The organism is Sutcliffiella horikoshii (assembly GCF_044809035.1).
In the GTDB taxonomy this organism is placed as follows: domain Bacteria; phylum Bacillota; class Bacilli; order Bacillales; family Bacillaceae_I; genus Sutcliffiella_A; species Sutcliffiella_A horikoshii_G.
This window is the reverse complement of record NZ_CP085237.1, coordinates 3,323,537-3,348,555: the sequence shown is the minus strand read 5'-3', so window position 1 is coordinate 3,348,555 and position 25,019 is coordinate 3,323,537. Positions and strand designations below refer to the sequence as shown.

General features: G+C 41.1%; 21 protein-coding genes. 15 read left to right on the top strand and 6 right to left on the bottom strand.

Going from position 1 to position 25,019, the window contains the following annotated elements:
• The first annotated feature begins 49 nt into the window (after positions 1-49).
• The gene (locus LG307_RS17360) at positions 50-850 is read left to right on the top strand and encodes a phosphotransferase (protein WP_404444618.1); all 801 of its coding nucleotides are present in this window, start codon (positions 50-52) and stop codon (positions 848-850) included.
• Here LG307_RS17360 and LG307_RS17355 read toward each other — a convergent pair.
• Entirely contained in the window at positions 845-1,123 is a 279-nt protein-coding gene (locus tag LG307_RS17355) for a YtzH-like family protein (protein ID WP_404444615.1), read from the bottom strand. The genes LG307_RS17360 and LG307_RS17355 overlap by 6 nt on opposite strands.
• 143 nt (positions 1,124-1,266) lie before the next feature.
• Between LG307_RS17355 and trmB the strand changes: the two genes are divergently transcribed.
• Positions 1,267-1,908, top strand: coding sequence for a tRNA (guanosine(46)-N7)-methyltransferase TrmB (gene trmB / locus LG307_RS17350; protein WP_404444613.1), 642 nt, complete (start codon positions 1,267-1,269; stop codon positions 1,906-1,908).
• A gap of 94 nt (positions 1,909-2,002) precedes the next feature.
• Positions 2,003-2,851 carry an MBL fold metallo-hydrolase gene (locus tag LG307_RS17345; protein WP_404444610.1) on the top strand — a complete coding sequence of 283 codons (849 nt, stop codon included), beginning with the start codon at positions 2,003-2,005 and terminating at the stop codon, positions 2,849-2,851.
• Between the two features lie 37 nt (positions 2,852-2,888).
• On the opposite strand, the gene LG307_RS17340 is transcribed toward LG307_RS17345, so the two are convergent.
• On the bottom strand, positions 2,889-3,200 hold the full coding sequence (locus tag LG307_RS17340; RefSeq protein ID WP_404444608.1) for a PepSY domain-containing protein: 312 nt from the start codon (positions 3,198-3,200) through the stop codon (positions 2,889-2,891).
• A 247-nt stretch (positions 3,201-3,447) separates the two neighbouring features.
• On the opposite strand from LG307_RS17340, the gene LG307_RS17335 reads away from it, so the two are divergent.
• The gene (locus LG307_RS17335) at positions 3,448-4,518 is read left to right on the top strand and encodes a M42 family metallopeptidase (RefSeq protein WP_404444606.1); all 1,071 of its coding nucleotides are present in this window, start codon (positions 3,448-3,450) and stop codon (positions 4,516-4,518) included.
• 272 nt (positions 4,519-4,790) lie between these two features.
• The gene (locus tag LG307_RS17330) at positions 4,791-5,327 is read left to right on the top strand and encodes a DUF84 family protein (protein ID WP_404444603.1); all 537 of its coding nucleotides are present in this window, start codon (positions 4,791-4,793) and stop codon (positions 5,325-5,327) included.
• 11 nt (positions 5,328-5,338) lie between these two features.
• Here the strand turns inward: LG307_RS17330 and LG307_RS17325 are convergent, their stop codons facing one another.
• Complete coding sequence (locus LG307_RS17325; RefSeq protein WP_404444601.1) at positions 5,339-5,779, bottom strand: YtoQ family protein; 441 nt, start codon at positions 5,777-5,779, stop codon at positions 5,339-5,341.
• 169 nt (positions 5,780-5,948) lie between these two features.
• On the opposite strand from LG307_RS17325, the gene LG307_RS17320 reads away from it, so the two are divergent.
• On the top strand, positions 5,949-6,467 hold the full coding sequence (locus LG307_RS17320; protein WP_404444598.1) for a hypothetical protein: 519 nt from the start codon (positions 5,949-5,951) through the stop codon (positions 6,465-6,467).
• Between the two features lie 147 nt (positions 6,468-6,614).
• Here the strand turns inward: LG307_RS17320 and LG307_RS17315 are convergent, their stop codons facing one another.
• The gene (locus tag LG307_RS17315; RefSeq protein ID WP_404444595.1) at positions 6,615-8,744 is read right to left on the bottom strand and encodes a methyl-accepting chemotaxis protein; all 2,130 of its coding nucleotides are present in this window, start codon (positions 8,742-8,744) and stop codon (positions 6,615-6,617) included.
• A gap of 112 nt (positions 8,745-8,856) precedes the next feature.
• Between LG307_RS17315 and LG307_RS17310 the strand changes: the two genes are divergently transcribed.
• Together LG307_RS17310 and LG307_RS17305 are read left to right on the top strand one after the other, a co-directional pair.
• Positions 8,857-9,870 (top strand): PTS transporter subunit IIC, encoded by a 1,014-nt coding sequence (locus LG307_RS17310; protein ID WP_404444592.1) that lies wholly within the window; start codon positions 8,857-8,859, stop codon positions 9,868-9,870.
• A 5-nt stretch (positions 9,871-9,875) separates the two neighbouring features.
• Positions 9,876-10,187, top strand: a complete 312-nt coding sequence (locus LG307_RS17305) for a thioredoxin family protein (protein WP_404352112.1) — start codon at positions 9,876-9,878, stop codon at positions 10,185-10,187.
• Between the two features lie 57 nt (positions 10,188-10,244).
• Here the strand turns inward: LG307_RS17305 and LG307_RS17300 are convergent, their stop codons facing one another.
• Positions 10,245-14,630 carry a S8 family serine peptidase gene (locus tag LG307_RS17300; protein WP_404444590.1) on the bottom strand — a complete coding sequence of 1,462 codons (4,386 nt, stop codon included), beginning with the start codon at positions 14,628-14,630 and terminating at the stop codon, positions 10,245-10,247.
• Positions 14,631-15,291: 661 nt separating this feature from the next.
• Between LG307_RS17300 and LG307_RS17295 the strand changes: the two genes are divergently transcribed.
• The 5 genes from LG307_RS17295 (at position 15,292) to murC (ending at position 22,298) form a co-directional block, all read left to right on the top strand.
• Positions 15,292-16,101 carry a DUF1444 domain-containing protein gene (locus LG307_RS17295; RefSeq protein WP_404444587.1) on the top strand — a complete coding sequence of 270 codons (810 nt, stop codon included), beginning with the start codon at positions 15,292-15,294 and terminating at the stop codon, positions 16,099-16,101.
• A 185-nt stretch (positions 16,102-16,286) separates the two neighbouring features.
• Positions 16,287-16,898 (top strand): YtpR family tRNA-binding protein, encoded by a 612-nt coding sequence (gene ytpR / locus LG307_RS17290; protein WP_404450490.1) that lies wholly within the window; start codon positions 16,287-16,289, stop codon positions 16,896-16,898.
• A 118-nt stretch (positions 16,899-17,016) separates the two neighbouring features.
• Entirely contained in the window at positions 17,017-19,446 is a 2,430-nt protein-coding gene (locus tag LG307_RS17285; protein WP_404444584.1) for a DNA translocase FtsK, read from the top strand.
• Positions 19,447-19,575: 129 nt separating this feature from the next.
• Entirely contained in the window at positions 19,576-20,661 is a 1,086-nt protein-coding gene (locus tag LG307_RS17280; protein ID WP_404444581.1) for a nicotinate phosphoribosyltransferase, read from the top strand.
• Positions 20,662-20,987: 326 nt separating this feature from the next.
• The gene (gene murC, locus LG307_RS17275; RefSeq protein ID WP_404444579.1) at positions 20,988-22,298 is read left to right on the top strand and encodes a UDP-N-acetylmuramate--L-alanine ligase; all 1,311 of its coding nucleotides are present in this window, start codon (positions 20,988-20,990) and stop codon (positions 22,296-22,298) included.
• Between the two features lie 195 nt (positions 22,299-22,493).
• On the opposite strand, the gene LG307_RS17270 is transcribed toward murC, so the two are convergent.
• The gene (locus LG307_RS17270) at positions 22,494-23,609 is read right to left on the bottom strand and encodes an aminopeptidase (protein WP_404444577.1); all 1,116 of its coding nucleotides are present in this window, start codon (positions 23,607-23,609) and stop codon (positions 22,494-22,496) included.
• Between the two features lie 225 nt (positions 23,610-23,834).
• On the opposite strand from LG307_RS17270, the gene LG307_RS17265 reads away from it, so the two are divergent.
• Both LG307_RS17265 and LG307_RS17260 read left to right on the top strand, forming a co-directional pair.
• Positions 23,835-24,269: a DUF948 domain-containing protein gene (locus LG307_RS17265; protein ID WP_060664737.1), complete on the top strand. Its 435-nt coding sequence runs from the start codon at positions 23,835-23,837 to the stop codon at positions 24,267-24,269.
• Positions 24,270-24,282: 13 nt separating this feature from the next.
• Positions 24,283-24,786: a YtxH domain-containing protein gene (locus LG307_RS17260; RefSeq protein WP_404444574.1), complete on the top strand. Its 504-nt coding sequence runs from the start codon at positions 24,283-24,285 to the stop codon at positions 24,784-24,786.
• The last annotated feature ends 233 nt before the right edge of the window (positions 24,787-25,019 follow it).

Sequence of the window (25,019 nt, the reverse complement as noted above, 5' to 3'; positions counted from 1 at the left end):
ATAGCGCTTGCGCTTTTCTAATATTTGATAATGAAAAGTTGTGTTGAAATTGAAGGTGAAATGGTTGGAACATTTATTAGGTGATGAGTGGAAAATCAGTCCTGCGGGTGGTTTAACGGGAGATGCGTATTTCGCTCAGAATGAAGGGAAAAAGCTCTTCCTTAAAAGAAATTCATCGCCATTTTTGGCTGTTCTTTCAGCAGAGGGGATCGTCCCAAAACTGGTCTGGACAAAACGCCTGGAAAATGGAGATGTCATTACGGCTCAGCACTGGATAAGTGCACGAGAGCTCAAACCAAACGATATGAATATGGAAACAGTGGCTCAGCTTCTTCACAAGATTCACCACTCCAAAGAGTTGCTAGATATGCTTACTCGTTTGGGAAAAGAACCTGTGGAGCCATCGACAATCCTAGAAGATATTAAAAATGGGATGGCGTTAGATCTCTATTCTTTGGATGTGATTCAAAAATCACTCGACTTTTTGACAAAGGAAATTAAAAATGTCCAGTTCAAAGATAAGGTAGTATGTCATTGCGATCTGAACCATAATAATTGGCTGCTTTCCGATAATCAGGAGCTTTTCCTCATTGATTGGGATGGTGCCGTTATAGCGGATCCGGCCATCGACTTATGCATGTTATTATACTGGTATATCCCAGAGCAGGAGTGGAATGACTGGCTTTCCACCTACGGGATACCATTGACAGACGATTTGCGCCACCGTATGCATTGGTACGTGATAGCCCAGACAATTCTATCTGTACAATGGTATCACCATAAAGACATTGAAAAAGAGAAACAAAACTGGTTGAACTATTTGGAAAGACTTTTACCGGTTGAACTATGAGTATTGATCGATGCTATCGATCCAGTTGGTGAATTTTGATTGATGCAGTTGATTGTGATCATGGTCATTGCTGGAATTGATGCCAGCTTGACTGTAGGAATAGATGTCCTGCAAGATATTTTTCACATTATGATCAATTTCGTTATTGACCATTAAAGATTTGATGACGCGCTCCAACTGCTCATATTCAGCAACAGAACCACAGCAATCAATTTGATGATCCGCCAAAATATCCTTTAGAAGATGTATTTGATCATGATAATTTAACGGCATGTGTCAGCACTCCTTTATTTTATATATGTACTAGCCTTTGTTTATTTATCATTCTTATACACGACAAAAGAATCGGTCCATCGCGATCGGTTTTTTTCTGTCAACGACTATAAACTAATAAAACACCGAGGTGACCAAACGACATGAGATTCAGAAACAAGCCGTGGGCAGCAGATTTTATTGCGGAAAATTTCTATTATTGCATTCCAAATCCTGAAAACCAAAAGGGAAAGTGGAGTGAAATTTTTGGTAACGATAATCCGATCCACATTGAAGTGGGAACGGGAAAAGGAACATTTGTTACGGAAATGGCAAAAGCTAATCAGGACATTAATTACATCGGCATAGAATTATTTGAAAGTGTTATTGTAAAAGCATTGGAAAAAGCAGTAGCAGCTGATATTCCAAACGTCAAACTGTTGAATGTTAATGCGCAAAAGCTCTCTGATTACTTTGAGGCAGGTGAAGTGGACAGGGTATACTTGAACTTCTCTGATCCATGGCCGAAAACGAGACATGAAAAAAGAAGGTTAACCTATAAAGGATTCTTGGATTTTTATAAAGAAATAATGGTTCCACAAGGTGAAATTCATTTTAAAACAGATAACCGCGGATTATTTGAATATTCATTGATGAGTTTCTCTGAGTATGGATTGCTTTTGAAATATGTCAGTCTAGACCTTCATAACAGTGAATTTGAAGGCAATATCATGACGGAATATGAAGAAAAATTCTCTAGCAAGGGATTCCCTATATATCGTTGTGAAGTTAAATATCCAGAATAATTGACTCTGCGTCCTTTTCTTTAGTGAGAGGGCGCTTTTTTTGTTACAATACACTCATACATAACATTTTTTCAAAAAGGGAGAGAAGTATAAAATGGAAACGCTATCATTTGGTAAGTGGCAGCTGACTTGGTTGAACGGTGGAGTGACGCATCTTGATGGTGGTGCAATGTTTGGCGTTGTACCAAAGGCACTGTGGTCAAAGAAGTACCCTGTAAATGACAAAAATCAGATAGAGCTAAGAACGGATCCCATCCTTATTCGGACAGGGGAACGCAATATCCTGATAGAAGCAGGACTTGGTAAAGGAAAGCTTTCTGATAAACAGAAGCGGAATTTCGGGGCAACGGAAGAGTCGTCTGTAGAAAAAGATTTGCAAAAACTCGGTTTGACACCAGAAGACATTGATACCATCATCATGACTCATCTGCATTTTGATCATGTATGCGGACTCTCAAAATGGGATGCTACACAAAATAAATATGTTTCTGTATTTCCGAATGCCACCATCTATGCTTCGGAAGTGGAATGGAAGGAAATGAAAAACCCTAATATTCGTTCCATAAATACGTATTGGGAAAGGAATTGGCAGGGCATAGAAGAACAGGTGAAGACATTCGTGGTGGAAACAACCATAATGGAAGGAATTAAAATGATTCATACAGGCGGTCACAGTGATGGACACTCTATCGTGGAGCTGACACAAGGGGAGGAAACCATCCTTCATATGGCAGATCTTATGCCGACCCACGCTCATTCTCCATCCCTTTGGGTCCTTGCCTATGATGATTATCCGATGACATCAATAGAAGCAAAAGAGAAATGGATTAAAGAAGGAATCAGACGCAATGCATGGTTTACCTTTTATCATGATGCATTTTATCGCGCAGTTAAATGGGATGAATCATTTGAAATACAAGAAAAAATAGACCGTATCAGATAAAGAAAGGCCTGGCAGTTTTTTTCTGCCAGGCACAGGATTATTTTAATTGATTAACATCTAATATGACTCCCGAATTTTTGTCTACGATGAATTCATATTGTTCCAAGACATCCTCTATTCTTCGGGAAATCCCGCCTCTATAGATGGAGTATGCCATGTCATTCCGAATAATTGTTTCCGGCACCATTTGTATCCAAGAGCCATCAACAGGACCGCGCTTTTTAAATGCTTCCTTGGCAATTTTTAGAGCTTTTTCAGGTTTTATGGCTTGCTGCTTAGATGCTTCAGTAAAAAGATATGCGGCTGCTGCACCAATTCCAGCACCGATTAGAAGTGCTTTCCATTTCATAAAAGTATCATCCTTCCATGTATCATACTTGAATTTTTTACGTAAGCCTTTTCAAATGGGAGTAACTGATGAGTTGAATTGATTCTGCCTATCTTACTAATAGTATAACTTGTAAAACAAATAAATGTCATGCTAAAGCTGGAAACAATAGAGAAAGTTCGATACAATATAGTTAAAATATTTCGATAATCTAACGAAGTATAAAAGTGAGTTCTACATATAAGTTTGGATAAAGGAGATGACTTAGTTGAATCAGGAAACATTGACACTATTTAAAACGTTAACGGAGCTCCAAGGGGCACCTGGATTTGAGCATGATGTCCGCCGCTTTATGCGAAGTGAATTGGAAAAGTACTCGGATGAAGTGGTACAAGATCGCCTGGGTGGTATTTTCGGAGTGAAAAGAGGCGACGAAACGGGACCTACTGTCATGGTTGCAGGACATATGGATGAGGTAGGCTTCATGGTCACTTCCATCACCGAAAACGGAATGCTGCGATTCCAAACACTTGGCGGCTGGTGGAGTCAGGTTTTACTTGCTCAGCGTGTACAAGTTATGACAGATAACGGCCCGGTTATTGGTGTTATTGGATCGATTCCTCCGCACCTTTTGGACGAAGCGAAACGTGCCAAGCCAATGGACATAAAAAATATGCTTATTGATATTGGTGCCGACAATAAAGAGGATGCGATTAATATCGGCATCAAGCCTGGCCAGCAGATTGTTCCTGTTTGTCCATTCACGCCGATGGCAAATGAAAAGAAAATCCTCGCTAAAGCCTGGGATAACCGCTACGGATGCGGGCTTGCTGTCGAATTGTTGAAAGACCTGCAAGGCGAGGCACTGCCAAATATCCTATTTTCCGGTGCAACTGTACAAGAAGAAGTAGGTCTACGTGGTGCACAAACGGCTGCGAACATGATCAAGCCTGATATCTTCTTTGCTCTAGACGCTTCACCTGCAAACGATATGACAGGTGATAAAAAAGAATTCGGCCATTTGGGTAAAGGGGCTTTATTGCGCATTTATGACCGTTCTATGGTAACACATACTGGTATGAGGGATTTTGTATTAGATACGGCTGAATCTAACAGCATTCCTTACCAATATTTCATTTCTCAAGGCGGTACAGACGCAGGTCGTGTACACACATCCAATGAGGGAGTTCCTTCAGCAGTAGTGGGTATATGTTCACGTTATATCCACACACATGCTTCCATGGTCCATGTGGATGATTATGCAGCAGCAAGAGAGCTGATTGTTAAACTTGTAAAATCTGCGGATCAATCCACCGTAGACTCAATCAGAAGTCGATAATTATATAGTGGTGGGAAGCGATGGGGGAACCTCATCGTTTTTCTTTTTAGGAGAGATGAAAGTATTTAATACGTTTGATTTCCGTTCCAGGCGCTTCGCTTGCCTGCGGGCGGTCCGTGTGCCTCCTCACTCCGTTGCGGGGTCTCACCTGACCCTTCCTCCCGCGGGCGTCTGCGCGCCTTCCACTCCAATCAACTAGGTGTTTGCATTTCCGGAAAGGAACAGCGGAGTCTAATCATTTACATATATTTTAATTGAAAGGTGAGAGAAAGATGAAAGTGATAATCGGTTCAAGAAATCCTGCAAAATATAGGGCCGTACAGGATGTACTGAGAGAGCATGGAATGGACGTTGAAACCATTGCACTCGAAGTTGACTCTGGGGTGCGTACACAGCCCATGACAGATCAAGAAACGATAGAAGGAGCATTGCATCGTGCAAGAGCGGCACTTATAGAAATAGAAGACGCTGATTTCGCCATCGGACTTGAAGGAGGGGTGGTTCTAGGTTCTACTCCATCCGCTAGTGTAATGGTCTGTAATTGGGGAGCGCTAGTTTCTAAAGATGGCAGGGAGTACATAGCTGGTGGTGCTAGAATACCTTTACCTGATGCTTTCAAAGAGGAGCTCTTAGCAGGGAAAGAGCTTGGGGACTTAATGGATGAGTATTGTCAGCGGAAAGATATTAGGAAGCATGAAGGTGCTTTGGGTATTTTTACAGATGGTGCTGTTTCCAGGCTGGAAATGTTTCAGCATGTTTGTAAGCTGTTAGTTGGGCAATGGAGATATAATGGGGAAAAGCAGGCTTAGCTGGCCTGCTTTTATTCTAATACGTAGGTAAGGACTTTAAGGGCTTGGTTGACTGTTTCAACGGTCACATTAGCTTTATTGGATAATTCTTTTAATGGATGGTGAAGGTTTTCTGGACGAATCAGGATAAGCGGTTTTTGAAGACTGATGGCTGCACTTGCGTCCATAGCGGTATTCCATTGTTTATATTTCTCTCCGAATAGGGCAATGACAAGGTCAGACTTTTTTAACAATAATTCTGTACGAAGATTATTGATTTGAGATGCTGCTTCATCCTTTGCAATGGAACTTGGCTGCGGCCCCATAACCGCTTCCCCTATGTTGTCAGAGCGCTCATGATCTGTCATGGGTCCTACAAATTCTAAAGGAAGATCCAGGGCTTGTGCTTTGTCTATTAATTCCTCTCTCCAACTAGTGTGGATTTCACCGGCAAGGTAAACAGTAAATTTCATTACAATCCCTCCAAATAGTACCTCTTGTTATTTTACTATTATCTAGTCTATCATAAATAGGGGAATTAAGTGATAATTCCAACTTATCCTTGTCAAGGGCAAAGATTTATAGGTATGATAAGTTTAATGTGTATTTTCTAGTCTTATTGTACTAAAAGGAGTGGAGAGTTTGACTTTCGGAAGAGCCATAATTTCTATTTTATTTTTATCATTTTTATCTTTAACAGGTTGCTCTGTCTCTATTGAAGACGCCACACAAAAATCTGTTGATACTTTTGAGGAAACATTTAAAGCACAGCCACTAGAGACATCTGAGGATACAGATATATTTGCTTATCATCTGCCGCCGAAGTTTAGTATTGATTCGCAATCAGAGAACAATATTGTTCTTACACAGGATGAACAGACCTATCTCTTATTTGTAAACCCTTTTGAACCAAAGGATTCAGAAGTATTATATGACTCTACAAAGGTGAATCTTTCTGATATAGAGGTAGATCATACAGTCACTGAAGACGGGCGATTAGGTTACTTGCTGATTTCTCCGGTTGATGGGGAGGAAGAGGAGTTATATGAGGTGACAGTAGGTCTGGGCGGAGTGAAGATGACGACGGTTACCGGTACAGGGAATATGGAAGCTAGTACGAAGAGCATGATGGAGATTGTTTCTTCTGTTGAAATAAAATAAGTGTCAAAAAAAGGTTTGCCTGTCGGTAGGGGCAAACCTTTTTAATATGAAATCTACACTAAAAAGTTGATCTTCGTTCCAGGCGCTTCGCTTGCCTGCGGGCGTCTGCGCGCCTTCCACTGCGATCAACTTGGTCATTGTATAATTTTATTTATTCTCTCTTTCTTCGATTGAGGCGGCGGCTTCTTGGTGTAGCCATTTTTCATTTAGAGTTTCTTCGTCCTCGGTGTCAGCTTCTAATGCTTCGTTCTCTAGGTTTTCCTCTACGTGATCAAGTTCTTCTTCAAAGATTACTTTGTCATCTTCCACAGTAAACTGACTTACTTCTTCTTGTAGTTCATTGGCAATATCCGAAAGGGAGATCGCTGCTTCGTTGACTTGTTCGATTGCAATTATTTGGTGCTCGCTCGAAGCGCTAACCTGTTCAGAAGTGGCAGCTGCTTCTTCTGAAATATAATGGACTTCGGATAGTTTTTCTTCAAGCTGTTTGTTTGATTCTGTAACATGGACAATTGCTTCCTGTACATCATCTACTTTATGGTTGATTTCCAGAACATTTCCTGCGATTTTTTCAAAGGATGTTTTCGTCTGACTGACCGATTCCTGTTGCAGATCTCTGTACTCATTGAATTGCAGTGCATCGTCTGAAAGCTTGCCCATTTGTTTGCCCATATCGGTTACTAACTTCTTAATGGACATGGCTTCATGTTTGGAGCGTTCAGCCAATTTTCTTACTTCTTGTGCAACCACTGCAAATCCTCTGCCTGCGTCACCTGCACGGGCAGATTCAATAGCGGCATTGAGTGCAAGCAAGTCCGTGTTTTCAGCAATTTCCTGAATGGTGGCAACAATGGAATGAATTTGTTGTGATTGTTTTGTAGCCTGCTGGACACGTTCCGTTAGATGATTTGCAAGCTCAAGGAATTGTTCGGAAGAGTTATGAAGGTCTTTTACAACGGTTAGACCATCTTCTCCCATTATTCTTGCTTGATCTGCTTTAGTTTTGATGTCGATGCTCAATTGGTTGGCATGTTCGACGGCGGCTTTCACTCGCTTTAGGATATCCGTACTTTCATCGAGATGAAGTGCCTGTTCACTAGAACCGATGGCCACTTGTTTGATGGCTTCATTCACTTCTGTGGATTGAGCGGTCGTCTCTTCTGAAATGGCAGCCAGATTTTGTGAGGAGGACTGAAGCTTATCAGTCGCTTCCATAACTTTTAAGAGCGAAACCTGTACCTTTTCGGCCATCGAATTAAATGTTACAGCTAAGTCAGCCATTTCATCTTTTGTAGTGATTGGTACTCTGTAGGCAAAATTGCCTTCCCCGATTTTTGATGCTCCATCTTTTAACGAATGGATGGAGGATGCTATTTTTCTATTTAAGAAATAGCCAGTGGTACTTAAGAACACTAACAATAGTACGCTAATTATCAATGTTATTAGCATGATTGTCTGCAGCTTTGCATTAGAGTCTGCTTGTATGGTAGATTGCAGGTCCATAACTGCTGCTTCCACTTCGTTTACGCTCTGCTCCACACCATTACTGATTTCTTCAAAGTTTTTCACAAAGCTGTATGAAGAATTGTAGTTATTATATAAGTCGGTCATCGCTTGGACGTATGGATTATAGAGGTCCATTAGGCCATTTTTTTGAGAATCAGGCAAATCGGTCTCTGCCAATTGCTCTCTAAACGTTTCCGCACTTTTCATGAAATCTCTATATCTTGCCTCTTGTTTAGTGGCCAAATATTGCTGTTCATATAGACGAAGATTCATTATCGTTGCATTTAATTCTTGGCGATTTGCTCCGCGAACATTAATCACCAGGTTTCGGACAGTACCATTCATTTCTCCCTGCAATCCAGTAAACTCCGTATAGCCTATTTCTTTATATAATTCTTCAAGTGGTACAAATTCGTTCATATAGTCAGAAGCAGCTGATTCGATTTGTTTAAATCGAGTGGCGATTTCCTCATACTCAGAGAATTGCTGTTGTAGCCGGGATGCATCCTGCTTTATGCTATCTAGGTTTTCTTTGATTGCAACGGATGTTTCGTCACTTGGTACTCTTAAAAATTCTTGTTCGTTCTTTCTGGTATCGGAAAAAGCATACTTGATTTCTTTACTGTCATTTACCGCTTCAAACAATGCCGTTTCTTGCTCTTTTTCAGCAGATTGCGTAAAGTAAAAAAAGAAATTGAATAATAATACAATGATGAGTCCTGTGATAGCAGCCAATAAAATAAATCTTACTCTACCTCTAATTGTTTTCATGTTACCCCCCTAAAACATAAAAGACTTCAATATCTACTAGTATATATCGACAATGATTCGGTATTATTAATGTAAGGCTGATAGGAAATATAAAAAGGGATGAGGGAGAATTATGAAATCTTTTCTACATAAAAAAGGAGTTACACTATCGCCAAGGGTCTATCTCATTGACGGCCTAAGTTATATGGCACTTGGACTCTTCTCCTCGCTGATCATCGGTTTGATTATTAAAACAATCGGGGATCAGGCAGGATGGACTTTCTTTACAGACATGGGTATATTAGCGATGAGCTTAATGGGCCCTGCGATAGGTGCCGCTGTTGCCTATGGTTTGAAGGCGCCTCCCTTGGTGATGTTTTCTGCCCTTATAGCAGGGGCTGCTGGTGCGCAATTAGGCGGACCTGCGGGAAGTTTCGTTGCGGCTTTACTGGCAACGGAAGTGGGGAAAATTGTTTCAAAAGAAACAAAGGTAGATATCCTAGTCACCCCATTTATAACAATTCTGACAGGATTCCTTGTTGCCACCTTTATCGGCCCTCCAATTAATGCAGGGATGAATTCGCTGGGATCTATCATTATGTGGGCCACCGAACAGCAGCCCATTGTAATGGGAATTTTAGTAGCAATTTTAATGGGATGGGCATTGACTGCACCGATTTCAAGTGCCGCTATTGCTATGATGTTGGGACTTGAAGGAATTGCAGCGGGAGCGGCTACCATTGGATGTGCAGCTCAAATGGTTGGATTTGCTGTAAGCAGTTACCGCGAAAATAAAATGTCAGGGCTATTAGCGTTAGGGATAGGAACTTCCATGCTTCAAGTGCCAAATATCATTAAAAATCCACTGATTATCATACCGCCTACAATTGCAGGCATGATATTTGCGCCATTAGGAACGACCTTTTTCCAAATGACAAATGTAAAAGAGGGGGCTGGAATGGGGACAAGCGGTTTGGTTGGACAAATTATGACCTTTGCCGCTATGGGATTCTCTGTGTCAGTTTTAATAAAAGTTTTGTTGCTTCACATTTTGGGTCCTGCTGTGGTAAGTTTAGCAATATCAGAATGGATGAGAAAGAAAGCGTTCATTAAAGAAGGCGATATGAAAATTAATATTGGAGGGTGATATTGATGGAAAAGTTACAATCGTTAGAGCAATTCAACCAATTGAAAAGTGAGAAAAATGTGGTGTTTATGTTTTCTGCAGATTGGTGTCCGGACTGCCGCGTCATTGAGCCAGTTTTGCCTGAAATCATGGAAAAGTTTAATGAATATACGTTTATTTACGTGGATAGAGACGAGTTTATTGATCTTTGTGCTGAATTGAGCGTATTTGGAATCCCAAGCTTTGTTGGTTTTAAAAATGGAGAAGAAGCAGGCCGGTTTGTAAGCAAAGACCGCAAAACGCAAGAAGAGATTGAAGCATTTGTTGCTTCGTTATAATTTACAAAGGAGCAGGCAATCACGGTGTCCCGTGAATGCCTGCTCCTTCTTATTTACTTAGTTATTTTTTTTCTTTTTACCTTTTTTACTACCATCATTTCCATCATTGATAAACAGCTTACCGTCTGCAATCGCACGAGTCACATTTCCGAAGTCATCTGATACTTTAACCTCGATTTCTGCTCCACTTGCCACGACACTAGAAGTAGCAGTCCAATATCCTACATAATAGCCAGGAGATTGTTCCATCAATGGAAGTTCAACTGCATTGCTTACTTCATTGTTTACATCGTTTCCTTGCATCATCATCGAAGCATTTGTTAATGGCATACGGATAGAGAATGTTGCACGAAGGCCTTCTTCACTGTTGAATTCAATCTTCACAGATTCACCAGCTCTTAAGTGCTTGTCTTCCGTTGGCTTCAAGTTAGTAATTTCAGGAGCATCGTAGTTAGCATACACCGTTACATCTTGTCTTGTACGGTTGCCAGCTAAGTCCTGAGCAACAACACGAATGTTATTTTCTCCATTTTCAAGCATTACTCTTAGAGAGTATGTGCCATCTTGAACAGAAGCTTTCTTTCCATTGACTTTAACAAAATCAAGATTTTCATCTGCTACTGTACCTGTTACGGTAACTGTTTCGCGGTTCGTTTTAGAACCGTCTGCAGGGCTTGTAATGGCAAGTTCAGGAGCAGTCTGATCAAGAACAACTGTTACAGGAGCGGATTCTTCCGTTTCGCCTGTTTCAGTAGAGGATTTAGCAGTTAATACATTATCTCCTTCAGATAGAGTAACATCTACAGCAAACGTTCCTTCTTCTGTTGCCGTAGTAGTTGCAACTTCTTCGCCATTGTTCATCACATGAACAGTTGTAGTCGGAGAAGCGTTACCTTCTACAGTTACAGTTTCTTCATTTGTGAATGATCCATCTGCAGGAGAAGTGATGGTTGGAGCTGTCACTTCAAAGTTAACAAGTGCACGGATCATGTAGTTCCCTTCTTCTTCAGGAGCAGGAGACCATGCGCCACCTACATATTGCCAGCTGCGGCCAGCGTTTGGTCCATCTTCGTCCGTTCCGAGACCAGGAGCATTCGGATTTGGTTGAGACTGGATGTAAACCATGTAGAAGTCTTGTTCTACGATGATTCCATGCTCAGCTAGGTCTACTGTTGTCCATTCGCCTGTACGAAGTGCCGTTCCATCAAATGGTCCAGCAAGCTTGGATCCAGGAGCTCCATCAGCACCAGATGCATCCCAAACCTCTACTTTAAAGTCTGTACCACCAGGAGTTGGCCATGTAGTATCCCAGAATCGGAATAATCCGCCAGTGACAAGCGCACTGTTTTGCCCTTCAGGTAGAGACATTTTTACTGCCCAACCGTTTCCGGCATCATAGAATGCACGGGCATTCTCAGCAGTGCCATCGTCATAGCCGATTTCACCAGGGTATCCGATGAATGGGCGTAATTCTACATCAAGGTTAGTCGTTTCATCACCTTCAATGGATACTTCTACAGTTTCACTATAGTAGGAAGGAGCCATTACACGTAGTGTATAGTCGCCTTCTAATGCAGTAATGGAGAAGTTTCCGTTTTCATCCGTTGTTACAGGGGCAACTGCTGCATCTTCAATCAGCATTAAAGTTGCGTTTGCAATAGGTTCACCAGTGACACTGTTTGTTACAGTTCCACTGACTGTTCCGCGTGCCATTTCTTCCAATACAAAGTTAGCGACTGCTTCTCCGTCTGGAGCGATTTCAACCGTTTGTTGAGCCGGGTGATAGCCATATGCTTCTGCTTGTACTGTAAATGTGCCTGCTGCGTGCAATAGTTCGTATTGTCCGTTGGCAGGATTTGTGTTAACAGAGCGGTTTGTTTCCAGTACAGTTACTTGTGCATGTAATGGAAGTACCGCAGGGTTAACATCCTCTTTCACAGCTTCTGCTTTTTCAGGAGTAGCAACCGGATGGATTTTATCTGGATTTACTTGCTCCTCTTTTGCTTCTACTTTCTCTTCTTTCGTTACTTCTAACTGAGTGGAAGCGGATGCTGCATTGGACTCCGCTGATAATGCGACATCATCGATATACCAGCCTGTGCGTACAACGCTTCCGTCTGTTGTCACGTTAAAGCCGATGTAAATGCGTTGTCCAGCATATTCAGAAAGATCTACTTCTCTTGCAGTCCAGTTTTCACTGATCCCATCAAAGCGTAGAAGTTGTGTCCAATTTTCTTGGTCAGTAGATACGAATACGTGACCAAAATCATAACGTGTTTCTAGGTTGAACCAGTTCATGAATTGAAGGTATGCACTACTATCTGCAGGTAAATCGATAGGAGGCATCACTAGTGTCATGTTTGCACGGTTACCGTAGTTGCCTTCAAGATTCGTTCCATATACTTTTTCACCGGAGTTAGCTCCAGTAGGACCAGCAGATGGTACGCCCCATTGCCATGTGTTTTCAGCTCCGAAAGAATACCAGCCTACAGGATCTGTTTCAAAGTCTGTAGAGTAGCCAACCGTGATACCTGGTTGAACACTTACTTCGTACGTATCTGTTGTTACTTCATTGCCACCGAAGTCAACAATGTGAAAGCGATAAGATACGGAAGGTTCACCAATGTCATCACCAGGGATGGATGCTGTGTAAGTAGCGTCATTGTAAGAGCCAGAAGCACGCTCTGCAGCAAGGTCTACCCACTCGCCAGCAGTGTTTTGATATTGCAGTGTTACAGAAGAAATACTTACATTATCTTGAACGTGAATACTTAGAGGCAGGTTCATGCCAGCATACGTTTCAGCAGGTGCTGTGTGTTCGAAAGTTGGAGCTTCGTCATCTTCTCCATCTTTCGCAACTTGCCCTTTGATTTTTCCAAGACCGGAAATGATGGAAGATACTGCATCAAATGCATTGATGATCCCATGTCCATATCCGTTGTTTGGAGAGTCAGGAAAATTGGAATCTGTTCTTGCAGTTGCAGTCGTCATTAAGATTTCCTCGATGTCCGCAATAGTCAGACTAGAGTTAACCTGTTTAAGTAGCGCAACCACACCAGCTACGTGCGGACTTGCCATGGAAGTTCCACTTGCAGCACCATAGCTGTTTCCAGGGAAAGAAGAACGAATGCCCACTCCCGGTGCAGATACTTCAGGCTTAATTTCTTGATAAGGTGAAGGACCTTGTAAAGAGAAGCTAGCAAGGTTCATGTTTACATCCGTTGCACCAGTTGCAAAAGATTCCGGATAGTTACCAGGTGTGGAAACAGATCCAGGACCACCAGGGTTTCCGATGCGCGTATTTCCAGCTGCGAATGCAGGGAAGATATCAGCTGCAACCCATGCTTGAACCATTGGACGGTACCACTCATCTAAACCTGGTCCGCCGCCCCAAGAGTTGTTAACAACGTCCGGAGCCATTGCAGGGTTTGGAGTTCCGCTAGCATCTTTAGGAGCTAGAATCCATTCACCAGCTGCAAGAAGGGCAGCGTCCGTACCACCGGATGGAGTAAATGCTTTAACGCCGATCCATTTTGCTCCAGGAGCAACACCAACTTGGTTGGATCCGTTCGGCTCAGCACCAACCATTGTACCTGTTACGTGGGTACCGTGACCGTCATCATCGTAAGGAGTGGATTGGTTTGCAGGAGTAGCATCAAACCAGTTGTATTCATGGTTGGGATTTCCTGTTGCCGCATTAAATCCACGATATTTTTCTTTTAATGCAGGGTGATCCCACTGAACACCAGTATCGATGCTTGCAACGACAGTGCCTTGACCGTCAACGCCCATTTCCCATGCCTGAGGTGCACCGATTTGGGCAACACCCCACTCGATGTTCTCAAGGCCAGCAGCAGGCTTTTCTTCTACTTCAATTTCAGTTGTCGCAGCTGCTTCAGCTGCAGGATCCAACTGACGTACTTCGTTTGGTAGAAGCTTTTCGATTTCTGGGAATCTAGCAAGCTCTTCCATTACTTCTTTCGTAGCAGTAACGGCCATACCGTTTACTACATAGAAGGATTGGATGTCCTTTGCTTTTCCATCTACTACCGCTTTTTGAAGATACTCTTTTACATTTGCTTGGGTTTCGATGGATGTTGCTCTTAATTCAGAGACAACAGCATTACGTTTCATCAGTTTTTCTTGTCCGGCAGAAGCCTTTTGTACCTTGGCTGCTTCCACAGCTTTAGCAGCTACTGCCTGCGTATCTACCTGTTCTTTGAATTTGATTAGGAAGGTAACTTTTTCCCCATCTTTAGAAAACTGTGTCGATAAGCGATCTGTTATTTTACTTGCCATCACTTCTTTAGATTCACCCAAAGAGACGGAAGCTTTGTTCCCTTGTGCAGAAGCTGTACCAGGGTTAAAGCTTGGGGCGATCAGTAATAAACACATAATGATACTGAATACTCTAGCAAAATTACGCTTGTTCTTCCTACTCATTCAACATCCCCCTTTAAAATTGGTTAGAAAATGCAAAAAAACCGATGAATGTCCCCCCTTTGCTTTAAAAGTATCCGCCTGCCATTCTAGGAGGTGGAGTCTTGCATTATGTAGGAGTATCTCGGTGACAATTAAAGATTAATAAAGTATGTAGAAGAATAGTGTCGAAAAAGAAAGAAAAGTATCAGAATATTCTAAAAATAGTACATAGGTGGGAGACAGATTTTTCACAGTAGTAATTTGGTAATGGTTGGATAAAAAGTGACAAAACGAAGTAAAAATGTAAAATAATTCTACGTGTATGGTTTAGTTAATTAAATGGAGCAGGTAATAAGGGAAATGGGGAATAGTGGAAATGTCCTAGTTGGTCTAGTTGGATGTCACTATATGAAAAAACAAGCAAAATCTACTAGGCACTCTATTCTTAGAAGAATAAAGGGTGCGAATATGAGTACAATGTTCCTCCTGGAAAAAAGGTATGAAGGTCTTTTGAAGGATGAATGGTAGGTAAAAAGGGGTATGAAGGTAATGTAAAGAGTAATGGAGGTAAGTAGATGACATGTTAGACCTTCTTTTACTAAAACAAACTTCGACAATTACATTCTTTCAGTGATTTGTTGTACAATAAAGGTTAAGCAATAGAGAGAAAGGATTGTTCTTGATGGGAAAAATGACAGTACAAAAAATTAAACAGTTAATAGAAGAGAAATTAGCCCATCCCAATTGGGTATTTACATATGATCGAGAAAAAGAATCCTTAAGAGTTGAGGATAAGGAAACGAAAAAGGGGATTTCTATCTCACTACAGGGTGTGCTTTCTAAGTACGAACAATCAAATGACCTAAGTGCCATAGAGGAATACGTATATTACGTAAAAGAAGCTCTAACAAGCATGAAGATGCCCGTTAAATTGAATGGTGCTGAACGCCATATTTATCCTGTTATTCGGTCTACCTCCTTCCCAATGACAAGCAATGATATTCCGTTGGTATATGATGAGCATACAGCGGAAACCAGAATTTACTATGCGGTAGATTTAGGAAAATCTTACAAATTGATTGATGAGAAACTTCTTCAAAGAGAAAACTTAACGAAGAACACCATCAAAGAAATGGCCATGTTTAATGTTAGGTCATTGCCGACAACTATGAAAGAAGATGTAGTTGCTGGTAATACATTTTATTTTGTCCGTTCTAATGATGGATACGATGCTAGCAGAATCTTAAATGATTCCTTCTTGGATTCCTTTAAAAATCAAGTATCAGGGACGATGACTGTATCAGTTCCTCACCAGGATGTATTGATACTTTCCGATATTCAAAATGAAGTAGGATATGATATTCTTGCCGAATTGACCATGAGCTTCTTCGTAAACGGCAAGATCCCAATTACCGCGTTATCCTTCCTATATGAAGAAGGAGAACTAGAACCAATATTCATCCTTGGAAAAGACAATAAAAAAACTAAATAGATTTCCCCAGTTGACTGAAGTGCAAGGTGTGAGACTCCAGCGGGGGAGAAAAGGTTGGTTGAGACCCCTGAAGCGTTGCGAGGAGGCTCAAACACCTTCCCGCGGAAAGCGAACACCTGGAACGCAAGGAAACTGGAAGTTAGAGAGTTACTAAATATAGAATAGGAAGGAAGAAAAACATGACCATAAATGTGTACTATAACCAAGAAGGCATAGGCGACACACTACTAATCTACATAAAAGAAATCAATTTAAACAACCGAATGGTAGAAAAAACTGGAGACGTTGCGAAGATTATAAATAAAGAAACAAAAGAAATAGCAGGTTACAATCTCTTCAACGCATCCAAATATTTTAAAGTCAACGACTACAAAGGCCCCGTCAATCTGACGGAAGAACTTGTAGAAGAACTAAACAAAGCCCTAAAAGAAAACGGCGTCAATGAATCACTTAACCCTGACCTCAGCCCTAAATTTGTCGTGGGACAAGTGATCGAAAAAGAAAAACATCCAAATGCAGATAAACTAAGTGTATGTAAAGTGGATGTAGGGACAGAAGTACTTCAAATAGTTTGCGGTGCCCCAAATGTAGACAGCGGACAGTATGTCGTAGTGGCAAAGGTTGGAGCAGTCATGCCTAGTGGACTAGTCATAAGAGATGCTGAACTTAGAGGCATTGCATCTTCAGGAATGATTTGTTCTGCAAAAGAACTGGATCTTCCAAATGCCCCGGCAGAAAAAGGCATCCTAGTTCTAGAAGCTGATAAATATGAAGCGGGACAACCGTTTTCAGGATAATCCCGAGATGTCTTTTTTCGTTTTTCACCACTAGATGTTTTCTAGTGGTTTTTTGCCTACTGAACCTGAAAGAGAGAGTATAACGGGTTACGAACAACAAAGAAAGAGTGTGATGAATGTGAACTGGTTTAAGAAGCTGTTTGCTCAGCTAAGTGATGAAGAAGAAACAACCATTGAGCAAGATTACGCTAAGAAACCGGAAAATAAGCAAAAGCAACCAACAGCAAAGATAGCTTATCAATATCCAACTGGGAAATTCCGCTTTCCCCTTATACCGGATGAAGGTTTAAAAGAACAAAAGACAAAGCGGGTAAAAAGAGAAAAAACTGAATCTCATCAGCCTGTCAAACAATCAGAACAAAGTAAAACAGAACCAATAAAAGTAAAACAAGAAACAACGAGCAGTGAACCAGAGAAGATAAAGCCAGCTAAAAAAACAAGCAAGCCAAAAGCATTTGAAAAAGTAACCAACAAAAATAAACAACCTTTCCATCCTACTGAAGTGGTGTCCCCTATTTATGGGTATAAATCACGTCCGCTAGTACAAAAGAAAGAAGATTATATACCGGAGATTGAGCTGTTAAGCAAAGAATATTTCTCTAATGAAATAGATAATGAAATAGAGCAATCAAACCCGCTTGCTGGCTATTCTACTGTGAATGATGAAGCATTTACCGACAGAGATACTCTAAAAGTACAGGCATTCACTGATGAGTTAATAGAAGAGAATGATTCTTTAGAGGATAGAGCTGAAAATGGTAATCCAATTAGCTCGATGATTGACAGAGCTATCCATGTAGATTCATTGGAAGAAGTAAGGGAAGAACTTCAAGATATTCAAGAAATGGAAGATATTGAAGAAATTGCAGTTCTTGAAGTAAAGGAAGAATTGGATGGTATTAATGTAGCGGAGGAAGATGTCGCTTCATCTAAACAGGAATCCGCTGCAACTTTGGAATACATCGAACCTGAACCTAAAGAGGAAGAAAAAGTAATACAAAAAACGGAAGTGAATCTGAAAAAGGAGACTTCCTCCAAACAGAACATTCCATTTAATGTAATCATGCTCAAACAGGACAAACGATCTTTAGAAAGAAAACAGCAAGTGATGCCCAAAGAGGAAGTAACCCAACCCTACTACAGAAAGCCGCCTATTACGATGCTTGCCATCCCGCCGCAACATTCTCAGGGAGACCAGGACTGGGTCGAAGCGCAAAAACAATTGCTTGATGAAACCTTGCATCACTTCAGAGTCGGGGCAAAAGTGGTAAAAGCTACACAAGGGCCTTCTGTAACCCAATTTGAAGTGCAACCAGAACCTGGGGTGAAGGTAAATAAGATTACCAATCTAAGTGATGACATCAAACTGAGCCTGTCTGCACGGGATATCCGGATGGAGGCACCTATTCCAGGGAAAAACACGATTGGCATAGAAGTGCCAAATCGTGTGAGCAAGCCGGTATTTATAAGGGAGATTATCCGACACCCTTCTTTTATCCAGAATACCTCTCCATTGACGGTAGCATTAGGGTTGGATATTTCAGGTCAACCTGTCGTGTTGGATCTGCAGAAAATGCCGCACGGATTGATTGCAGGTGCTACGGGATCGGGAAAAAGCGTTTGTGTTAACTCTATCATTATGAGTTTGATATATAAGAGTACACCAGATGAAGTAAAGCTCTTATTAATTGACCCAAAAATGGTAGAACTAACACCTTACAACCACATTCCCCATCTGGTAAGCCCGGTTATCACAGATGTAAAGGCAGCAACTGCGGCGCTTAAATGGGCAGTGGAAGAGATGGAACGGCGCTATGAATTATTTGTCCATGCAGGCGTTAGAGATATTGCAAAGTACAATGAAACTGCGAAAAAGCATAACCAGGAAACATTGCCGTATATGGTCATCATCATCGATGAATTGGCTGATTTAATGATGGTCGCTCCGAGTGATGTGGAAGAGGCGATTTGCCGTATTGCCCAAAAAGCACGTGCTTGCGGGATGCATTTATTAATTGCGACACAACGTCCGTCGGTAGACGTGATAACAGGACTTATCAAGGCAAATATTCCAACAAGGATTGCATTCTCCGTTTCCTCCCAGGTCGATTCGAGAACTATCATCGATATTGGAGGGGCTGAACGTCTTCTGGGGCGCGGAGATATGCTGTTGCTTGAAAATGGTGCTCCAAAACCTATCAGGGTACAAGGAAACTTTGTATCAGATGATGAGATAGAGAGAGCGGTTAATCACGTTCGAAAAGAACAAAAACCCAATTACTTATTTGAGCAGAGCGAATTGCTAAAAGAGAGCACCATTCAAGAGGAAGATGAGCTTTTTATCGAGGCGTGCCAATATGTAATCGATCAAGGCGGAGCGTCCACTTCCAGTTTACAAAGAAGATTCCGGATTGGCTATAACCGAGCTGCCCGCTTAATGGAAATGATGGAGGACCAAGGTGTGATATCCGGTCCAAAGGGCAGTAAACCAAGAGATGTACTTGTTTCAGAAGAGGAGCTTGTCAGTATGCAAGATTCTGACTTTTAATGCTCCAGACCTGAAGTTGTTGTAAATGGATACAATCTTCTATTATTATTAATACTAGTAAACAATAGGAGTCGGTATATCCGGCAAGACAGTAACCCAAAACCAGGGTCTTAAGGAGCTTTTAAGAGGATGAAAGAAATTGAGTTAAAGCTGCAAGGTAAAATTAAAAGGCTGACCAACCGTACGTTTAAATTTGATGAACGTGTCAAAGAAGGTTGGTTCTCAGCAGTCTATTTTTTAAAAACACGAGAAATCGTTAAAGAATTTAAACCAGATAACATTGTGACCATGCAATTTTTTCAAAAAGATCATGCTGTCTTATGCGGAACAGACGAAGTAATTGCATTAATCAAGACTTTCGCAGATGATCCGGAATCACTGGAAATTTACTCCTTGAAAGATGGAGATAAAATTGCGCCGTTTGAAACGGTTCTAACCATAACAGGTCCTTATCAAAACTTTGGATTCTTAGAAGGAGTTATTGATGGTATCCTGGCCAGAAGAACGTCGGTGTCTACGAATGTCTATAATGTAGTAAAAGCTGCAGGCCAAAAGCCAGTCATTTTCATGGGAGACCGTGATGACCATTTTACGCAACAAGCTGGAGACGGGTATGCTGCGCATATTGGTGGTTCGACAGCGCAAGCAACCCACGCGATGAATGAATGGTGGGGCAAAAAAGGGATGGGTACCATGCCGCATGCCCTTATCCAATTATTTAATGGGGATGTGGTAGAAGCTTCTAAAGCTTATCATGCAAAATTCCCCGAAGATGACTTGTTGGTATTAGTCGATTACAACAACGATGTCATTACGGATGCGTTACGAGTGGCAAGAGAGTTTGGAGACAAGCTGAAGGGAGTCCGGGTTGATACATCTAGAACCATGATCGACCAGCATTTCATCCGTCATCAGGATGTACTCGGAACCTTTGACCCGCGCGGGGTAAATGCACCGCTTGTTTTTGCATTGCGTGAGGCATTGGATAAAGAAGGCTTCACCCATGTGAAGATTGTGGTAAGCGGTGGCTTCAGCGAGCAACGCATTGCGGAATTTGAAGAACAGAAAGTACCAGTCGATATCTATGGTGTAGGTGGAAGCCTGCTTAAAATACATATCGGATTTACTGGTGATAATGTTGTGCTGAACGGTGAACCTCAAGCGAAGGCCGGAAGAAAATACCGCTTTAATGAACGACTGGAAAAAGTGGATTAACGTATATCAGGATATGATATATGGAGAAACTGATAGAAAAAAGTTCTATCAGTTTTTCCTCTGCTTGACCGTTTCATGGCACTGCGGTAGAGGAAATCTATAAATAGTGCTATAATAGGTCGTTGTTACGAAAAGTCTTTTCTACATATGGTTTGAATCCTATTACTTAAGGGAATATTGGAATTAGCATTTTTAGACGCTAATCATATAATGGATTATCTATGCGGAGAAAACTACGTGGGCACAAAAATAAAAAACTATTATTCAGTTCGTTTGCAGAAGTAAAGTAATCGAATTATATATAGATAAATGTTGGAGGTTTTTTCATGACCATTTATCATTTTGTTGGTATTAAAGGATCAGGAATGAGTGCACTTGCCGGAATTTTGGACGATATGCACCTACAAGTACAAGGTTCAGATATTGAAAAGAGGTTCTTTACACAAAAGGGACTCGAAGAAAAAGGGATTCCGATCCTTCCTTTTGATAAGAACAATATTACGGAAGATATGACGGTTATCGCCGGTAATGCATTTCCTGACACGCATGAGGAGATTGAAGCGGCTAAAGAACGAAATATACCTGTTATTCGCTATCCTCAATTTCTGGGTCAGTTTATGGAGAAGTATACCAGTATCGCCGTTACTGGAGCACACGGGAAAACATCTACTACTGGGTTGCTTTCTCATGTTATTCAAGGTGCAAAGCCTACATCTTTTCTTATTGGTGATGGCACAGGCCGTGGAGTAGAAGACAGTGAATATTTTGTATTTGAAGCATGTGAGTACAAAAGACATTTCTTATCCTACTTCCCTGATTACACGATCATGACGAACATCGATTTTGATCACCCGGATTATTTCGGCAGTATTGATGACGTATTTTCCGCTTTCCAAGAGATGGCCATGCAAGTGAAGAAGGGAATCATCGCTTGCGGAGATGATGAGTACCTGCAAAAAATTCAAGCAAAAGTACCAGTAATCTATTATGGTTTCGGGGAAGAAAATGACTTTCAAGCACGTCATGTGGAAAAGTCGACAGAAGGTACCACATTTGATGTATATGTACGCAACAACCATTATGCTACTTTTAAAATTAATGGGTATGGCGACCACAACATCATGAACTCCCTGGCTGTAATTGCTTTGTGTCACTATGAGGAAATCCCTGTAGATGTCATTCAAAGTCAGTTGCTTACTTTTGAAGGGGTTAAAAGAAGATTTTCTGAAAAAGTAATAGGCACGCAAGTATTGATTGATGATTATGCCCACCATCCGACTGAGATTCGGGCGACAATCGATGCTGCCAACCAGAAGTATCCTGACCGCGATGTCATTGCTGTATTCCAACCGCACACCTTTACAAGAACACAGACATTTTTGACTGAATTTGCGGAAAGCTTAAGCGGTGCGGATCAAGTATACCTTTGCGATATATTCGGTTCAGCCCGCGAGAATCAAGGGAAACTGACGATTAATGATCTTTTAGAGAAGATAGATCGTGCAGAAATCCTGTCAGAAGAAGGAACAGCGTTATTGGCAAAGCATGAAAACAGCGTCATTATTTTCATGGGTGCCGGTGATATCACGAAGTTCCAGGAAGCGTATGAGAAGTCACTTCAGCACGAAGTGGAATAAGAAAGTATTGAAAACCGGCATTCCTCTATGTAGAGGGGAAGCCGGTTTTTTATTTTGGCGAATGGAAATGAAGACCTCAGTTACGTGAAAATGGATAGAGAGAGGTCTTGAGAAGGGGACAAATCAATAAAGATGTCTAACGCAATAATCAAAAAACCATCCACACTTCCATGTGAATGGTTTTAAGGTAAAAGTTTATTTTAAATTCTCCGGATTCAATCCTTCAAGCTCTGAAATGACAAACTTGCCGTCTTTTCTAATTAAAACATCATCAAAGTAGATTTCTCCTCCACCATACTCGGGACGCTGAATCATAACCATATCCCAGTGAATATCGGAATTGTTGCCGTTCCAAGCATCTTCATAAGCCTGACCAGGTGTGAAATGGAAGCTTCCATCAATCTTTTCGTCAAAAAGAATATCCTGCATCGGATGTTGGATATATGGGTTAACACCGATAGCAAACTCCCCAATAAAACGTGCACCTTCATCGGTGTCAAAAATCTTATTGATACGATCGGAATCATTGGCAGTTGCTTCCACAATTTTGCCGTCGCGGAAAGTCAATTTCACATTTTCATATGTGAAGCCTTGGTATGGAGATGGAGTATTATACGTAATCGTTCCGTTAACAGAATCCTTCACAGGTGCCGTATAAACTTCACCGTCTGGAATGTTCATCTCGCCTGCGCATTTGATGGCAGGGATATCTTTAATAGAGAACGTTAAATCAGTACCCTCACCAGTAATTCTTACCTTGTCTGTTTTATTCATTAATCCCACAAGGGCATCCATGGCATTGCTCATCTTTCCATAATCAAGATTACATACATCAAAATAGAAGTTCTCAAACCCTTCGGTACTCATTTTTGCAAGCTGTGCCATGCTGGCATTTGGATAGCGCAGAACCACCCATTTGGTTTTTGGTACACGTATGTCACGGTGAACCTTCTTTCCAACCGTACTGCCCTGGATTTTTTGCTTGTCATCAGGAACATCGGAAAGTTCAGCGATATTGTCTCCTGAACGAAGGCCGATATATGCATCCATGTTTTTCATGACATTTGCTTCAAAATCAGCTTTCATGCTATATTGTTCTTCCTGGGCTCCCATTAACAAAGACCGGTCTACCTGTACATCCTTTAATGATACAAAAGGATAACCGCCAGCTTTATAAGCTTCATCGACAAGTGCTACTACTAGTTCTCTTTGCAGCCCAAAGTTTTCAATTAATACCTTTTCGCCTTTTTGAAGACGAACAGAATAATTGATTAAATTTTTTGCCAGTGTTTGAATCCGAGGATCCTTCATTGTATTGCCCCCTAAGAAAATGGTTATGTAACATCATTATTGTAACCGATTACGGGTGTTTTGTTGAATTTTTTGTCTAAAAATAAAAGTAATATTTTTAAAATTTCTTTAAATTTTTGAAGGGATTTTCTTTTTCTCCTAGAATAAAACAGAGTATAGAATGTTTAAACTGTAATAGATGGGGTAAACAGTAGGTATGTACGTCAGCAGCCAGGAGGTGTCGCGTTGAGTGAGTTGCTTTACATTAGCGCAATTATTGTAGCTATTGCATTTTTAATATTGGTTATTTTTGTTTCCAAAACACTTCTTTCCGTGCAAGGCACTTTAAATCAAGTTGCCGGTACATTAGGTGGTATTGAAAAACAAATGCAAGGGATCACATCCGAGACAGAGCAGATATTACATAAAACCAATGTATTAATGGACGACATTCAAGATAAGTCGCAACAACTTAATACGGTTGTAACTGCTGTAAAGGATGTTGGAACTTCCATTCAAGGATTTAATCATTCCGTATCACGTTTATCTAATAATGTTGCACAACAGCTAGATCAAAACCAGGATAAAGTGTCGCAAGTTGTACAATGGTCCAATGTGGCCATGGAACTTGTCGACAAATGGAATGAAAGAAAACAGAAAAACAAAATCAACAAAATTTGAGGAGGAATCGGAAATGAGCGAAGAGAACAAGAAAGAAATGAACACGAACACTGACAGTATGAACACGAAAGACTTTTTAATCGGTACATTAATTGGTGGAATTGTGGGAGCTACAACTGCATTGTTCCTGGCTCCAAAATCCGGTAGAGAGCTTCGTGAGGATATCACGGACCAGGCGACTCAATTAAAAGAAAGAACAGATAACTGGAAGGTTCAAGCTACTGAATATACAACTGAATTAGCTGAAACTGCCAAAGATAAGAAGAACCAATTGACAAAGGCCATTACGGATCAAACACAACAAGTGATGGACAAAGTTAAGCAATTGAGAGAAAAGAATGGAGACATATCCATGGAGCTGCAAGAGCAGGTTCAAGATATTATTTCCGAAGCAGCTACTGCTATTGAAACTCAATCTGATGAAATGACAGATGAAGTAAAGAAACGCCTTGAGGATACAAAAGCTGCGTTGGAAGACGTAGAGAAAAAGTTATCCGAAAGCGAAGAATCCCAATAAGCAATCTCATAACTTGAGAATAAAACGGCGAAGTGGTATGATAACTTCGCCGTTTTTAATTTACTTAGAGATTTATAGCTGTTGATTGGAGCAAAAGGCGAAGACTTCTCGAAAATGCTACGCACTTTCTTCGTGCGATGTTTCGCTGTCGAAGCCTTCCTTGTCCTGAGGGAGATAGTGCTAGGTGGAGACCCCACAGGCTTGCCGAGGAGGCTCAAGCTGCGCCCCTAGGA

Coding starts and splice junctions, on each gene's coding strand:
- LG307_RS17330 (WP_404444603.1), top strand. CDS start 4,791: ATGAAAGTGATAATCGGTTCAAGAAATCCTGCAAAATATAGGGCCGTA.
- LG307_RS17340 (WP_404444608.1), bottom strand. CDS start 3,200: ATGAAATGGAAAGCACTTCTAATCGGTGCTGGAATTGGTGCAGCAGCC.
- LG307_RS17260 (WP_404444574.1), top strand. CDS start 24,283: ATGAGCGAAGAGAACAAGAAAGAAATGAACACGAACACTGACAGTATG.
- LG307_RS17345 (WP_404444610.1), top strand. CDS start 2,003: ATGGAAACGCTATCATTTGGTAAGTGGCAGCTGACTTGGTTGAACGGT.
- LG307_RS17315 (WP_404444595.1), bottom strand. CDS start 8,744: ATGAAAACAATTAGAGGTAGAGTAAGATTTATTTTATTGGCTGCTATC.
- LG307_RS17325 (WP_404444601.1), bottom strand. CDS start 5,779: ATGAAATTTACTGTTTACCTTGCCGGTGAAATCCACACTAGTTGGAGA.
- LG307_RS17270 (WP_404444577.1), bottom strand. CDS start 23,609: ATGAAGGATCCTCGGATTCAAACACTGGCAAAAAATTTAATCAATTAT.
- trmB (WP_404444613.1), top strand. CDS start 1,267: ATGAGATTCAGAAACAAGCCGTGGGCAGCAGATTTTATTGCGGAAAAT.
- LG307_RS17300 (WP_404444590.1), bottom strand. CDS start 14,630: ATGAGTAGGAAGAACAAGCGTAATTTTGCTAGAGTATTCAGTATCATT.
- LG307_RS17310 (WP_404444592.1), top strand. CDS start 8,857: ATGAAATCTTTTCTACATAAAAAAGGAGTTACACTATCGCCAAGGGTC.
- LG307_RS17355 (WP_404444615.1), bottom strand. CDS start 1,123: ATGCCGTTAAATTATCATGATCAAATACATCTTCTAAAGGATATTTTG.
- LG307_RS17305 (WP_404352112.1), top strand. CDS start 9,876: ATGGAAAAGTTACAATCGTTAGAGCAATTCAACCAATTGAAAAGTGAG.
- murC (WP_404444579.1), top strand. CDS start 20,988: ATGACCATTTATCATTTTGTTGGTATTAAAGGATCAGGAATGAGTGCA.
- LG307_RS17295 (WP_404444587.1), top strand. CDS start 15,292: ATGGGAAAAATGACAGTACAAAAAATTAAACAGTTAATAGAAGAGAAA.
- LG307_RS17280 (WP_404444581.1), top strand. CDS start 19,576: ATGAAAGAAATTGAGTTAAAGCTGCAAGGTAAAATTAAAAGGCTGACC.